The 14204-nt window shown below is 61.2% G+C and carries 11 protein-coding genes; 9 read left to right on the forward strand and 2 right to left on the reverse strand.

Annotated elements, in window-relative coordinates; genetic code table 11:
• Nucleotides 1-2: 2 nt before the first annotated feature.
• From H6G99_RS05105 to H6G99_RS05125, 5 genes are read left to right on the forward strand one after another with little or no spacing between them, the layout of a single operon-like run.
• Nucleotides 3-3311: a DUF499 family protein gene (locus H6G99_RS05105; RefSeq protein ID WP_190610329.1), complete on the forward strand. Its 3309-nt coding sequence runs from the start codon at nucleotides 3-5 to the stop codon at nucleotides 3309-3311.
• A gap of 3 nt (nucleotides 3312-3314) precedes the next feature.
• On the forward strand, nucleotides 3315-3938 hold the full coding sequence (locus H6G99_RS05110; protein WP_190610331.1) for a DUF3780 domain-containing protein: 624 nt from the start codon (nucleotides 3315-3317) through the stop codon (nucleotides 3936-3938).
• A gap of 1 nt (nucleotide 3939) precedes the next feature.
• Nucleotides 3940-6933, forward strand: coding sequence for an anti-phage-associated DUF1156 domain-containing protein (locus H6G99_RS05115; RefSeq protein ID WP_190610333.1), 2994 nt, complete (start codon nucleotides 3940-3942; stop codon nucleotides 6931-6933).
• Nucleotides 6933-9728 (forward strand): phospholipase D-like domain-containing anti-phage protein, encoded by a 2796-nt coding sequence (locus H6G99_RS05120; RefSeq protein ID WP_190610334.1) that lies wholly within the window; start codon nucleotides 6933-6935, stop codon nucleotides 9726-9728. Before H6G99_RS05115 ends, H6G99_RS05120 begins: the two co-directional genes overlap by 1 nt.
• 7 nt (nucleotides 9729-9735) lie before the next feature.
• Complete coding sequence (locus tag H6G99_RS05125; protein ID WP_190610336.1) at nucleotides 9736-11163, forward strand: hypothetical protein; 1428 nt, start codon at nucleotides 9736-9738, stop codon at nucleotides 11161-11163.
• A gap of 83 nt (nucleotides 11164-11246) precedes the next feature.
• Here the strand turns inward: H6G99_RS05125 and H6G99_RS05130 are convergent, their stop codons facing one another.
• The gene (locus H6G99_RS05130) at nucleotides 11247-11846 is read right to left on the reverse strand and encodes a Fic family protein (RefSeq protein WP_190610338.1); all 600 of its coding nucleotides are present in this window, start codon (nucleotides 11844-11846) and stop codon (nucleotides 11247-11249) included.
• Nucleotides 11836-12021, reverse strand: coding sequence for a hypothetical protein (locus tag H6G99_RS05135; protein ID WP_190610339.1), 186 nt, complete (start codon nucleotides 12019-12021; stop codon nucleotides 11836-11838). Before H6G99_RS05135 ends, H6G99_RS05130 begins: the two co-directional genes overlap by 11 nt.
• Nucleotides 12022-12436: 415 nt before the next feature.
• On the opposite strand from H6G99_RS05135, the gene H6G99_RS05140 reads away from it, so the two are divergent.
• Genes H6G99_RS05140 through H6G99_RS05155 form a run of 4 tightly spaced genes read left to right on the forward strand, consistent with a single transcriptional unit; the run spans nucleotide 12437 to nucleotide 14103 of the window.
• Complete coding sequence (locus tag H6G99_RS05140; RefSeq protein WP_190610341.1) at nucleotides 12437-12958, forward strand: hypothetical protein; 522 nt, start codon at nucleotides 12437-12439, stop codon at nucleotides 12956-12958.
• The gene (locus H6G99_RS05145) at nucleotides 12942-13421 is read left to right on the forward strand and encodes a Rho termination factor N-terminal domain-containing protein (RefSeq protein WP_190610342.1); all 480 of its coding nucleotides are present in this window, start codon (nucleotides 12942-12944) and stop codon (nucleotides 13419-13421) included. Before H6G99_RS05140 ends, H6G99_RS05145 begins: the two co-directional genes overlap by 17 nt.
• A 30-nt stretch (nucleotides 13422-13451) precedes the next feature.
• Nucleotides 13452-13763, forward strand: coding sequence for a nucleotidyltransferase family protein (locus tag H6G99_RS05150; RefSeq protein ID WP_190610343.1), 312 nt, complete (start codon nucleotides 13452-13454; stop codon nucleotides 13761-13763).
• A complete protein-coding gene (locus H6G99_RS05155) occupies nucleotides 13753-14103 on the forward strand; it encodes a HepT-like ribonuclease domain-containing protein (protein WP_190610344.1) in 351 nt (116 codons plus the stop codon). The genes H6G99_RS05150 and H6G99_RS05155 overlap by 11 nt, the downstream gene beginning before the upstream one ends.
• Nucleotides 14104-14204: the final 101 nt, after the last annotated feature.

Consider the following 14204-nt stretch of genomic DNA (forward strand, 5'->3'; position numbering starts at 1 on the left):
CGTTGAGAAGCTGCGGATCCAGCAGGTGGTCCACAATGTCCCTGACTGTGCCTATCGTCCATGGGCGGTCAGAAACCCTTGTGTCAGAGCGTGGCGGCGCAATGCCTGAAGTGTTCATCGGTGCCGCTAATCACGGCCAGACCAGCCAATCAGGCGTGACTCCATTCATGGGCCTCAAGCAACTCTGCACCCCCCGCCCCTCGGTCTTTGCGGCGGATCGCCGTGCCACGGTGCTCAGCCTCGACACCTTCCTCAAGGGCGAGGTCGATGGCCGGTCGTTTTTTGAGGAGAACTACTTCACCGGGGGGATGCTCACCCTGGTGGACCGGGCGTTCCGTCACCTGAGCGGATCGGGTGCCGGCTCCTCGGTGTTCCAACTCTCCCAGGCGATGGGCGGGGGCAAGACCCACAGCATGATTTCGCTGGGTCTGCTGGCCAGGGATCCGAATCTCCGTCAGGAGGTCTTTACCCAGATCGAGGGCGGCAACCCGGCACCGAGCCTGGGAGCTTGCCAAGTTGTGGGCTTCAACGGCCGCAGCACTGATGCCCCTGGAGGCATCTGGGGCTCGATCGCAGAGCAGCTGGGTAAGGGCGAAAAGTTTGCCAAGTACGTCTCCCCCCTGCTGAGTGCACCTGGACCGCAGGCGTGGAAGGAACTCCTCGGCGAGCAGCCGCTGGTGATCTTCCTGGATGAGTTGCCGCCCTACCTTGAATACGCCGTGGCGGTGCCGGTGGGCAACGGCAACCTCGCCACGGTGACAACGGCCGCGCTGGCGAACCTGTTCGTGGCGGTTACGGAGATGCCAAACGTCTGCCTAGTGCTCTCCGACCTGGGCGGCACGAACTACGCCGCCGGCCAGGACAACATCAACCAGGCGGTGAGCAATGCGATCCAGCAGCTGACGGGTGAATCGCGGCGGATCGCCGTGCCGATCACCCCGGTGAATCCCAACGGCGACGAGCTTTATCACATCCTGCGAAAACGCCTGTTTGCCGAGGTGGCACCTCAGAGCGCAGTGGATGGCGTCGCCAGCGCCTATCGGGAAGCGCTGCGAGAAGCCTCGAACATGGGGCTCACCACCACCACACCGGAGTCGCTCTACGCCCGGGTTCAGGACTCCTACCCGTTCCATCCTGACCTGCGGGAACTGGTGGGCAAGTTCAAGGAGAACGAGGGGTTTCAGCAGACCCGTGGCGTGATCCGCCTGATGCAGATGGTGGTCTCCGACTTGTGGAAATCGGAGAAGGCGACGGGTCTGGATCTGATCCACCCCTACGACCTCGACCTCAACCAGGACGAGATCGCTTCAGAGGTGCGCACGATCAACCCCAGCCTCAGCGAGGCGATCGCCCACGACATCGCCCATGGTGGCGACGCCGAGGTGGAGCTGATCGACGAGACCAACGGCAACAGCGACGCCTCGGACGCCGCCCGGCTGATCCTGGTGGCTTCGCTCTCCACCACCCCTGGAGCCATCCATGGGATGCGGGAGTACCAACTGGTGGACTGCCTGCAGCGGCCTGGCCGGGACCTCTCCTCCTTCAAGACCAACGTCCTCGACAAGCTGGCGACGCGGGCCTGGTACCTGCACAACTCGCCGGACGGCCGGCTTTTCTTCAAGAACCAGCAGAACCTGGCGGCCAAGCTGCGGTCCACCGCCCAGTCGCTCCACAACGAAACCGTGGAGCGGATGCTGCGGGAGCACCTAGAGAGCTATTTCGCGCCCAGCCTGCGCGACTGCTTCCAGGTGGTGAAGGTGCTGCCTCCACCCGATGAGGTTCAGCTCGATCAGGAGAAAACCACCCTGGTTATCACCCGCCCCGGCGGCCAGGCCAACGGGCTGCCGGTGTCGCAGGATTGGCAGGACTGGTGGCAGCAGCAACCGTTCAAGAACCGGGTGCTGTTCCTGAGCGGCTCCAAGGACACCTACATGAAGATCCTCGATGCCGCCCGCCAGTCACGGGCCCTGGTGAGCATCGAGGACGACCTCAAAGGCGAGAACACCCCACCGGACGATCCGCAGTGGCGAGCGCTCGACAGCCTGCGTGATCGGATTTGTCTCCAATTCACCGCTGCGCTCAAGGAGACGTTCGATCAACTCGTCTACCCGTCGGTGAATTCCGCCCTGCGGGCCAGCGCCATTGACCTGGCCTTTGCCGGCAACACCAACGGCGAGGCGACGATCAAACAGACCCTGATCACGGTCAAGAAGTTCACGACCGAGATCAGCGAGGACTCTTTCCGCAACTACGCCGAAGCCAAGCTCTTTGGCGCCACCGGCAGCGCCGTGGTGCTTTGGGCCGATGTGAAGCGCGCTGCCGCGACCCGCACCGATTGGCCGCTGCACAAGCCTTCAGCCCTGGATGACCTGAAAGCCGACGCGATCCAGCGCGATCGATGGAGACCTGAGGGCAACTACGTCCGCAGAGGCCCCTTCCCACTGCCCACGCCCAGCATCGATATCCGGGAGCTGAGCCGCGACGACGACGGGGATGGCCGCACCTATCTGCAGCTGGTGCCGCTGCATTGCGACAGCATCGTGTTCGAAAGCGGTGAAAGCGAACCCACCACCGCTTCATCGCCCGTGCCTTCAACGGCGAAGTTTGAGGCCAAGGGCCTGCAGTACAAGTTCCTGGCTTTCGACAGCGACAACCCGGAGCGGCAAAGCGAGGTGAAGACCTGGACCGCAACCCTGCGGCTGAAGAAGCAGCTCCATGACCGCGGCGATCACTACGAGGTGGAGCTGTTGGCCTTTCCGCGGGCCAATGGCGTGAGCATCCACTACACCACGAATGGCTCCTCGCCGATCGGCACCAATGCAGCGGTGTACGACGGGCCGATCCGGGTGCCGGACAGCTGCCGCAAGGTCTGCGCCGTGGCCCAGGCCCCGGCCTACTCGCTGACCTCCCAGGGGATCGTGCAGGACATCCCCAAACGGGGGGAAGAGGCACGCACCATCGACCCCACACGGCCGGCTCGGTGGGAGAAGGGCGGCAAGCTCGATGACTCTGGTGCTGTGTGGGACCTGATCACCCGGCTGGAGCAGAACCCCGCTGTGCTCGCTTACGACATCCACCTCACTGCCCAAAGCAGCGATGGCGAGCAGATCGTGGAGTACACGGGTTCGCTGGCCAACGGCTACTGCGGCGCCGAACTCAAGACAGTGGCTGGCAAGCTCCAGAACATCGTGCAGGACGGGACACTGCGGATGGAGATCGGCGAGCTGGGCTTCCCCACAGGCCAGGCCCTGATCGACTGGCTCAACGTGGTGAAGGAGCCGTTCAACCTCAGCTATGTGAGCCAGAACTGAGCCATGGCCAGAACCCCCGTGGCCACACGCAAGAGCATCGGCCTGGGCTTTGTGCCGGAGGAGAGCCGCCATGGCTTTCTGATCCACATCCCCAAGGGTTCAGGCAAAAGCGACCTGATCTCGATCAGCGAGTACCGCGGTGATCGATTCAGTGGAGCGGAGGTGACTGCGCTGCCGGCTCCCCCACCGTCAGACCCTGCCCTGCGGGTGTCATTGGATCGGGGCCGCTGGGCGGGGCTGGCGCCGGCGTTCTGGGAGGAAGCCAACCGGCGGCTACGGGCCAATGGTCTGACCACCGCCAAGCTCACCAAGAGCCCCACCAAGCCGATCCCGGTGCATCCATCACTGGGGAAGGAACTGTGCGTGCTGTGCTGGGCGGTGGAGGAAGCCTCGATCGACGACATTCCGAATGCCCTGCGCAACTGGGAGGCGCTGGCCCCCGAGGAGCGCTGGTGGCTCTACACGATGACGGTGGCCACGACGGGACAGGCGATGAAGAAGGGCGTGGGATGGCGCAAGGCCCTCCGCGCCGCTCTCGCCGATAACCCCTTCGTGAAGGGCGAGGGAATGTCACCCAAAGCACGCCGTGAATTACTCGGCCATTCGCAACTGACGCTGGAAATCTGAGATGCAGAAATCGTTTATCGAAACCCAGTTCCCGATCGCTCGTCTTTCGGCAGAGTCATTCAGAGAGCGCGAGGCCAACACTGGTCAGACGCTTACACGGTTGGGCAAATGGTGGGGACGCAAGCCCTTGATCCTAGTGCGAGCCTGCATCATTGGAATGTTGATGCCTGCGTCTGAGGATCCCCTAACGGATCGAGATGTATTCCTGAAGATCCTCACCATGGATGATGACGGCACTTGGAACCGACAAAAGGGTGAGATCCCCGTAAAAGCGTGGCGCGAAGCAGCACCAGCAGAGATTCAAGAAAAATACTTCGCAGCACAGGGCTTCCGGCGTGGACTAAGCGAGGAGCAAAAAGAGTTTGTGCGTGAAGAGATCTGGGAAAATCTGAATGATTTACAGCGTCAACAGCTAGACGATCAGCGAAGACGGCCTATCCCTGATCGTAGGACTTTCGATGCCATTCCCTATTCTGAGAGGATCAAGAACCTAGAGCGGCCTGAGAATGTGAAAGGCCCATCGGCGACAGCCTGGGCCGAGATCAACGCTCATCTGGGCACGAATGCTAAGAATTTATCTGAACTTGTTGATCAACTCGGCCGACAGCAGTTTGGCCACATTCCACGAGTGGGCGATTCCTTCTGTGGCGGTGGATCCATTCCCTTTGAAGCAGCACGGATTGGCTGTGAAGCCTTTGGGTCTGACCTTAATCCTGTGGCTGGGCTGCTCACGTGGGCAAGCCTGAATCTGATCGGCGGTGGTCAAGCGGTACAGGAAGAAGTGATGCGAGTGCAGGCGGAAGCATTCGCGGCTGCAGACAGCAGAATTACCGAGTGGGGTATTGAGCACAACGATCGCGGAGAGAGGGCGGACGCTTATCTCTACTGTGTTGAAGTGAAACCCGAGGGCTGTGACTACTACATCCCTCTTGCCCCAAGTTGGTTGATTGGAGAGAAATCCAAAGTGGTTGCACGCTGGCAGCGAGTAGCGGGTTCAGATCGCCTGTGCCCTGAGATTGCAGTCGTCAACGACAGCGAGTTGAGGCTCTACAAGGCCAAACAAGGAGCCACTGTCGTGGATAGCCGCGTGATCGATCCCTTCGATGCCAGTCGCTCCTGGTCGTTGGAAGCGCTCCGCGGCCCACAGGGCTTGCGGCGGTGGAGCAATGACGATGTGGTACCGCGAGCTGGCGATGTGTTTCAGGAGCGGCTGTATTGCATCCGCTGGATTAACGGTCGCGGAGAACGCCGCTACGCCGCCCCGGAGGCTGGCGATCTCGTCAGGGAAGCTAGGGTGCTGGAGCTGTTGCGTGAGCGTTTCGCCGATTGGCAACAGCAAGGCTTCATTCCGTCCAAGTCGATCCCTGAAGGCGGTGACAAGACTGAAGAGCCCATTCGCACACGCGGCTGGACCCATTGGCATCACCTCTTTACACCGAGACAGTTGCTGACCCATGGTGTGCTCGCTGAGATCAGTGAACATCTGGCGCAAACGAAGCCCGAAAAAGTGGGATGCCTACTGGGGATGGGAAGAATTGCAAACTGGGATTCCAGGCTTGCTGGCTGGGTTGCCGACTCAACAAAGGAAGGCGGCTCTCATACCTTCGTAAACCAAGCCCTTAACCCTTTGTTTAACTGGGCTGTGCGCCCATTCCCGAAGCTTGACACAGCCTGGCCAGCAATCAATCGAATTAGGCTGTGCCGTGCCACATCAAATTCGATAGATGTTGCCGACTCTCGCGAAATCACCGAGAAATGCGACATGTGGATTACAGATCCGCCCTATGCAGACGCGATAAACTATCATGAAGTAGGAGATTATTTTCTATCTTGGTACGACAAGCAACTTTCAAAGATATTTCCTGAATGGGTTCCCGACGCCCGCTCCGAGCTCGCTGTTCGTGGGGATGGAGAGGATTTTCGCCGCTCGATGGTGGAGATCTATCAAAACCTCGCACGCCACATGCCCGATACTGGCTTGCAGCTGGTGATGTTCACACATCAAGATCCTGCAGTTTGGGCCGATCTTGGAATGATCCTATGGGCTGCCGGTCTCAAGGCCACCGCTGCTTGGACCATCAGCACCGAAACAGAGGCTGCCGGTATCAAGAAGGGCAACTATGTACAAGGAACTGTTTGCCTTGTTCTCCGGAAGCGAACTGCTGCAGATCCGGGCTTCCTCTTTGATGTCTATCCCCTAGTTGAGGACGAGGTGCGCTCGCAGATACGTTCCATGCAAGCCCTTGACGAGGAGGGTGAGCCAAACTTCAACGATTCTGACTACCAGCTAGCCTCTTATGCTGCCGCGCTAAAGGTGCTCACCCAATATTCATCTCTTGATGGCAAAGATGTGGCCAATGAAGTCTTCGTCGTCCGCGCTAGAAATAATAAGAGTGACTTTGAGCAAGTTATCGAACGCGCCATCACCATTGCTTGTGATGCGCTGATACCCAAGGGACTCAACGACTCCTGGCGCGACCTCAACCTGATCGAGCGCTACTACCTCCGCGCCCTCGACATCGAATCCCGTGGAGAGCGCCGCAAGGGCATGTACGAAGAACTCGCACGGGGCTTTGGGGTCTCAGAGATTAGGCCCTTGCTCAAGAGCGACACTGCAAACGGCACCCGCGTACACACCCCTTCAGGATTTGGCACCAGCCTTCTGGCACCGATCGACGGAGCGGTTGCAACGGCCGGTGCCCTGCCCCGCCGAGGCCGCGCCGGCAGCAGCGGGCCGCACCCGTTTGCCACGACGCCACTGCGCCACCTCCTGTTCGCCGTCTGCGAAACCGCTGCAGCCGACAACGACCCCAACCAGGGGCGCCAGTACCTGCGAGACACCTTCGGTCAGACCTATTGGGGCCGCCGGGAAGGGATGGTGCGTCTGCTCGATTGGCTCGCCGCTCTCGGCAACTCTGAGGACACAGCTGATTGGGCCAAAGACTCAGAAGCGGCTCGCATCCTTGCCGGCCGCCTGAGGAACGATGACGCCTAATGCTCAAGCACCACTCCAGTAGGCGCAGCCGGCTCGACCAGGGCGTTCTCAACGAACGCCTGCAGGGGGCTGTGAGCTACGACCGCATCGCCGGCTACTTCCGCTCCAGCCTGCTGGAGGTGGCCGGAGAAGCGATCACTGGGGTGAGCGGCAAGGTGCGGATCATCTGCAATTCCGACCTCGATCCCGACGACCTGGCCACCGCCACGGCAGCCCAAGCGGCGCTCCGCCGCAGCTGGTGCGCCGGTGAGCCTGAGCTGGCACTACCCAGCGCCCTGCCTCGCTACAAGGCGCTCTACGAGGCTCTGCTCAGCGACAAGATCGAGATCCGGGTGCTGCCCGATACGGCCTTCGGGTTGATCCACGGCAAAGCCGGCGTGATCCGCTACGCCAACGCCAGTAGCACCGCATTCCTGGGCAGCGTGAACGAAAGCGCCAGCGCCTGGAGGCTCAACTACGAGCTGCTCTGGGAAAGCGACGAACCAGACACGATCGCCTGGGTGCAGGAAGAGTTCGACGCCCTGTGGAACGATCACCGCGCCCGCGCCCTGGCCGACTGCCCGTTCATCCAGAACGACGTGCAGCGGATCATCCACCGCCAGGTGGTGGAGCCCGAGAAGCTGCAGAGCAGCACTGTCATGGAGGCTGCCGCCGCCGCCGCGGTGGAAACACCGATCTACCGGCGGGAGCAGGGCCTCTGGCCCCATCAGAAGTACTTCGCCAGCCTTGCCCTGGAGCGCCATCGCCTCGGCGGCGCTCGCCTGGTGCTGGCCGATCAGGTGGGCCTGGGCAAAACCATCCAGCTGGCGATGGCTGGTCTGCTTATGGCCCTGGAGGATCCCCAGGGCGGCCCGATCCTGGTGCTGGCGCCCAAGCCTTTGCTACAGCAGTGGCGCGATGAGCTGATGGAGCTCCTTCAGCTTCCCTCCGCCTACTGGAACGGCCGCAGCTGGGTGGATGAAAACGATGTGGAACACCCTTCAGAAGGGGTGAAGTCGCTCAGCAAATGCCCGCGCCGCATCGGGCTGGTGTCGCAGGGCCTGATCGTGCGTGGGATGCCGGATGCGATCCGCCAGCTGCTGAACCAGCGCTACACCTGCGTGATCGTCGATGAGGCGCACCGGGCCAGGCGTCGCAACCGGCCCAAGATGGATGCCGGCCAGCCGGAGGTGGACGAAAGGGCCGAGCACAACAAGCTGATGGCTTTCCTGAGTCAGCTCGGTGGCAAGACCAAGAGCATGCTGCTGGCCACTGCAACGCCGGTGCAGCTGCACCCGGTCGAGGCCTGGGACCTGCTCTCGATCCTCTCTAACGGCAACGAGGGGGTTCTTGGTGGCAAGACCGCTACGAGCCGATGGTTCAGCGCTTACCGCACCATCCAGATCGCCACTGGGGAGCAGAAGGTGCCCGCCAACGATGAAGTGGAGGGCTGGGAGTTCGTGCGAGACCCTCTGCCTGCCGCCACGGAAGACCCCGCAATCGAGAAGATCCGCCGGCAGCTACGTGCACCAGACACAACGTGGCAATTCACGCCGGAAACGCTCGACAAGCTGCCTGTCGCTGTACGGCGTGTGCAGCTCAAGAACAAGCTGTTGCCTGAGTACGGCGAGCGCTTCAACCCACTGCTGCGCTGCATCGTGCGCCGTACCCGTAGCTACTTGGAGCAGGAGATCAACCCTGCCACCGGCACCTACTACCTCCCCAAGGTGGAAGTGAAGCTCTTCGGGGAAGACGAGAACGACGCGATCAGCCTCGGCGGTTACCTGAAGGAGGCCTACGAAGAGGCGGAGACATTCAGTGCACTGCTCCAGAAGCGGATGCGCGGGGCTGGGTTCTTCAAGACGCTGCTGCTGCGTCGCCTTGGCAGTTCCATGCAGGCTGGCCGCAACACGGTGGGCAGGCTGCTCCACATTTCCCCTGACACGGCTGACGACGAAGACGAGGATGACATCGACGAGGACCTTTTCGGTAACGAGGGCCAGGAACGAGCCAAAAGCGAGTTCCGCAACTTTTCCACCGACGAGATCACCTCCCTGGAGCGCTGCCTGAACCTGCTGAAGCAAGGCGGCAACCGTGACCCCAAGCTGGAAGCCATTCTTGGCTACCTACTGGCCACCAACCCCAATACGACCGAACGCTGGCTGGACCGGGGCTGCATCCTCTTCTCGCAGTACTACGACACCGTGCGCTGGATGGGGGATGAACTGGCCAAGCACCCCGACATCCCCAGCGATTTGACGATCGGCCTCTATGCCGGCAGCAACCGCTCAGGCTTCTGGCTGAGGGGGCGCTTCCAACGCTGTGATCGCACCCTGCTCAAAGATCGGGTGCGCAAAGGCGAGATCAAGATGCTGCTCGGCACCGACGCCGCTTCCGAGGGCCTCAACCTGCAGCGGCTCGGCACCCTGATCAACATCGACCTTCCCTGGAACCCCACCCGTCTGGAGCAGCGCAAGGGCCGCATCCAACGCATCGGCCAGGCCCGCAACCAAATCTGGATTGCCAACCTGCGCTACCGCGACTCTGTGGAAGATAAAGTTCACCGCGTGCTGGCCGAACGCCTGCAGGCGATCCATGAACTCTTCGGTCAGATCCCCGATACCCTCGAAGACGTGTGGGTGAAGGTTGCCCTCAACGACGAGGCCGAAATCGCTGAGCTGATCGATCAGACCACCGCCACCCGCAACCCCTTCGACAAGAAGTACAGCAAAGTAGAAGATGCGGCCTGGGAAACTTGCGCATCAGTGCTGAATCCGATCAGTGTGCGAGAACTGATGGAAACGGGGTGGGGCTAGGAGATAGATGTTCAAAGCCATTTGCTCCAGAAGGCCCGATAAGCGAGTCATCACTGCTGATGAAGCATTTTCTCAGGTCTCCAGGCTTGATGATTGGGGCTCGGTGCAAGTCAGAGACGGTTGGAGATGCGTTGAATGTGGCCAGCCGGTCTTTCTTAAGGGCCCCCACGAGCGAGTGAAAAAGGATCATAGCTATCATGTACAGGCTCATTTCTGCCATCATTCTGCTGTCGCGGCAGAGCAGTGTGAGCTGTATAAATCTGGAGAGTCTCGGGCGTCTTTGTTCGGCGCTGTGGCCTTGAATGAACGCCTGCAGAGCCTGAGGAGATTTCTTGATACTGCGGTTTATCCAGGAGGCTATCTTGAGGAGCTGCTCTTGTGTGAGGAGGAGGTGCTCCTTGAGCCCTCTACAGAGCTGGGGATGGGCTGCAGCTACTCTGGTGAGCTGTTAGGGAAAATGAATCTTCAGTTCCGGCCAACTTGCTTCTCAGCTGCTGATCAGATTAAAGCTTATGCCCAATTGGATAACTTTCAGTCGGGTGTCTTTTCTCTTGGTATGGGACAGAGCAGAGAGCTGCAAACAGGCTTCCTCGCGGAGAGAGGTCGTAGAAACTGCCTAAGACGACTGTTCATTAAGTTTGGGAAGAACCGAAAAAGGTATTTTGCGATGATCTCGGGAGAAGGGCTTGAGCGCGCCCACGACAGTGAGGCGCGCCGGCTCATTGGGACGTACTCCAAGGGTGCAGCTGCATGCAAAGAACGTGACTTTCCCCCGTTAAGCTCCCTTTCGAGGCTTGGATCTGCACTGATCGAGGCCCATGCAGTGGCATCCAATAGTCTCGCGTTGGATTGCTTGCAGTATCTCTATTCACTTCCGCTTCTTGGCGACAGGCTGATTGGGTTTGAGCGGGTCCTCCTTGATGCCGCAGTCCTCGAGCAGGAAGACGGCTTAGGAGCTGCAAATCAAAAGGTGCAGAACAGCAGCCCTTGGGCTCGATTCACGTCACGGGGGAAGTTGGTGATCGGGGGCAAGCCTCTTCGCCAGTTTGTGGAAGAAAGACCTGACAGTGATGGGCGCACCACCTTCATTCTCCCAGGTCCTCAACTGACGGACAACTTCTTCGTTGTGGTTCCCGGTGAGGGGATTTTACTGCTAACGAGTAACCTTCACTCAATCCATTCCGAAGACCCTGGCTTGGTTCCGCTGACAGCGGACATGCTGGCCAAGGACCCTGAGCTTCCCTCCATGGCTTGGACACAGCGTCTGTGCTTGAGTGCTGCCCACCCGCTGAATGCTGACATTGTCATTGACAGAGAATCTGTGCTTTCGCTGCTCCGTGCTTCTGGGAAGGATCTTGGCGGTTCCTTTCGTGTTAATGAAGCGGAGTTGAAGTGCAGATGTGTGCGAACGGGATTGCTGGTCTTTGTCGAGTGATGTTGCCATGCCATGGCCAACAGCGTTGGCGGGGCCCTGGCGATCCATAGCCTGCTCCTTCAGGGCCCTGTGAACCCGAATGATCAGCCCGGCAGCCGCGCCGAGAGATCCTCAGGCACCCTGAAGATCTCTCGGCGTCCATCCTTGCCTGGAAGCAGCAACCCACGGGCAGCCAGCTTCTGCAGATCGCTGCGGGCGGTCTGATGGCTCACCCCATGGCTGTTCTGGTGTGAGAGCACCGTGTAGCGGAAGCCGGAATGCCGAAGGGCATGGCGCAGCAGGGCCAGTTGGCGGTGGTTCAGCCCGTCCATCCCCTCCAACCGCTGCTGCAGGGCCCCCACCTCACCGGCCTTGCGTTCCAGGTAGGCATGCAGATTGGCGATGGCCTGCTGGATCACCTTCACCTGGGCCAGCAGGAAATAGGTGAGGCCGTTGTCGTCGCTCTCGCTGCCCTGATGCAGCATCGCCCAGTAGAAGAGCGCCCGGGCGGTTCGGCCGTTGCCATCGCAGAAGGGGTGGTCGTAGGCCAGCCAGAAGTGCAGGGCGATGGCCCGCACCACCGGGTGGATGAACACCTTCGGGGTCTCGCCGTTGGCAAAGCGGCAGAGCTCCTCCATTCGCTGCGGCAGCTCCTCAGCCGGTGGTGGCACATGGAACACGGTGCCGTAGGCGTCATCCACCACCACCTCCTTGCCGGCGGCTGCGGATCAACGCTTTGGCCACATCCCGTGTCGTGGCGGCGCCTTCCATCTGCGAAGAGGTGATCGCCTCCTCCATCAGCGAGCTCAGGAGGTAGCGATCCCGGTTGGAGCGGGTGTTGACGGCCTCGGGAGCCACCACGCTGGCGCCGGCTTGCATGTCGATCTCGTGCAGCCCTTGGAGCAGCACAGGCGGCTGCGAGAACCAGAAGGCCTGTCCGTCACTCGCCAGCAGCGGCAGCGCGGTGGGCCGGCGGGAGAGCTTCTCGGCCAGCCACCACTGCTCATGGCTCAGCCCCTCCGGCGGTGGGCGATGGCGCAGCTCATACCAGTGCAGGTAGTGATCGCCTTCCGCCGCGGCGCTGCAGCATCTCCTGGAGAGAAGGGGGCTTGCGGGGCAGCCGGGTGGACAAGCGCGATGAACTTCAAACTTGCTTCAAGTTAGAAGTTGGTTTGACGTGGCGCCCGTGGACCGATATCCGAGGCGGATGGGGCCTATGGCCTGGCCACCAGAGCCTGGCGGGCACTCGGTTGCGCCCATACTGGCTCGAGGATCCTGTCCGCCGGCTTGGATCATGCCCACCGCCCGCCGAACGTCCAGCCAGTCCCCTGCGGAGATCGGCAAGACCACAGCCCGGCGGTTTCCGCTGGTGCACCAGCTGATCCACTTCGCCGATCTGCGCAACTTCTACCGGGAGATGCGCGAGGCCCTGATCTCCGCCAACCGCCGCGCCGGTGCCCAGCAGGGTCTGGTGACCAAGGCGAAGAACAAGATCGCCCAGCTGGAGGCGGAGATGACACGCCTGGAGCAGGAGCGGGACGACCTGCTCGTCTACCGCCAACGGGTGGAGGAGGAGGCCAACCAGATCTCCGCCGTGCTGCCGCGCCTCAAGGGACGGTTGCTGCAGGTGCAGCAGATCGAGCAGGCCCTGGAGAACCTGGCCGACATCAAGGAGGCGGTCGATCAGCAGGAGCGCGCCCATGGTGGTCCCACCAGCCAGTCGATCCAGGACCTCAAGCTCGCGGTGGAACGCCTGCTCGAGCGTGCCGATGCCGTGGAGTTCTTCGAGGAGTCGATCGATGACGACCAAGCCTGAGCCCCGCAGGCGCCGTGGCACACCGATCAGCGACAGCCTTGGCGCCGATCTGCACACCCTGGGCACCATCCTCGCCAACCACACCCGCGGCCTCGACGACTACCTTCTGCGCCAGGCCGACCGTATCGAGGAACGCCACGGCCGACTCCTCAGCGAAACTGCCGACCTCCTGCTTCCCCCTGGTGTGGATCTGAACAGCCTCACCGCCGGGGAGTTGCAGAACCTCTGCCGGCAGCAGGGGTTGCGTGGCTGGTCGAAGCTGCGCCGCAGCGAACTGATCGCCTTTCTCCAGGAGCGAGGACACGCTGCGGAGGCCCCAGGCCCTGCTGCTGCCCCCTCCCTTCCCTACCCGCCAGAGGCCAACCGCACCCAGCGACTGCTGTTGCTGTTGCTGCGGCAACTGGGCACCACAACCGAAGCCATCGATGCAGCGTGGTGGGATCCCGGCCAACCGAAGAGCTGAGCAGCCTGTTTCCGTGAGCACAATGGATCGATGAGCCTCACCCTTGCCAAGCCCCAGCTGGACGCCATTGCCGTTGCCTGCCGGCAGCACCGGGTGCTGCGCATGCACCTGTTTGGCTCTGTCCTGCGGGGCGATTTCGACCCCAGCCGCAGCGACCTTGATCTTCTGGTGGAGTTTCAGCCGGTCGATCCTTGTGCTTTGGTGGATGCCTACTTCGGCCTTGAACGTCAGCTTTCCGCCATCACCGGCCAGCGGGTGGACCTGGTGATGGCGGATGCCCTGCGCAACCCGTACGTGCGGGCCGACATCGACGCGTCCAAGCAGTTGATCTATGAAGCGTGATCCCCGGGCCTACCTGCTGGATATCCAGGAGGCCGTCGAGGCTATCCAGTCGGCCGTTGCAGGCATCACGCTGGAGCAGTACGGGCAGAGTCGGCTGATTCGCTCATCTGTGGAGCGCGAATTTATCATCATTGGAGAGGCTCTTGCCCATCTCTCGCGCCGAGATCCTGATCTCTCTGCACGCATTGAAGAGGCACCACGGATCATCAGCTTTCGCAACAAGCTCACCCACGAATACGTCACGATCAACCATCAGCTTGTCTGGGGCGTGATCCAGCAATACCTGCAGCCGCTATACACCACTTGTCAGCAATTGCTTCAGCAGTTGGAAGCCCCCTGACGCCATGGCCGCCTCCGCCGATATCCGCTCCTGGCTCATCGCCGCCCTGCACAAGGTCGTAAGCTAACCAAAGGAACTCACGATGAGAGCCAAGACAATAA

Source organism: Synechococcus sp. FACHB-909 (assembly GCF_014698945.1).
Lineage (GTDB): Bacteria > Cyanobacteriota > Cyanobacteriia > PCC-6307 > Cyanobiaceae > Cyanobium.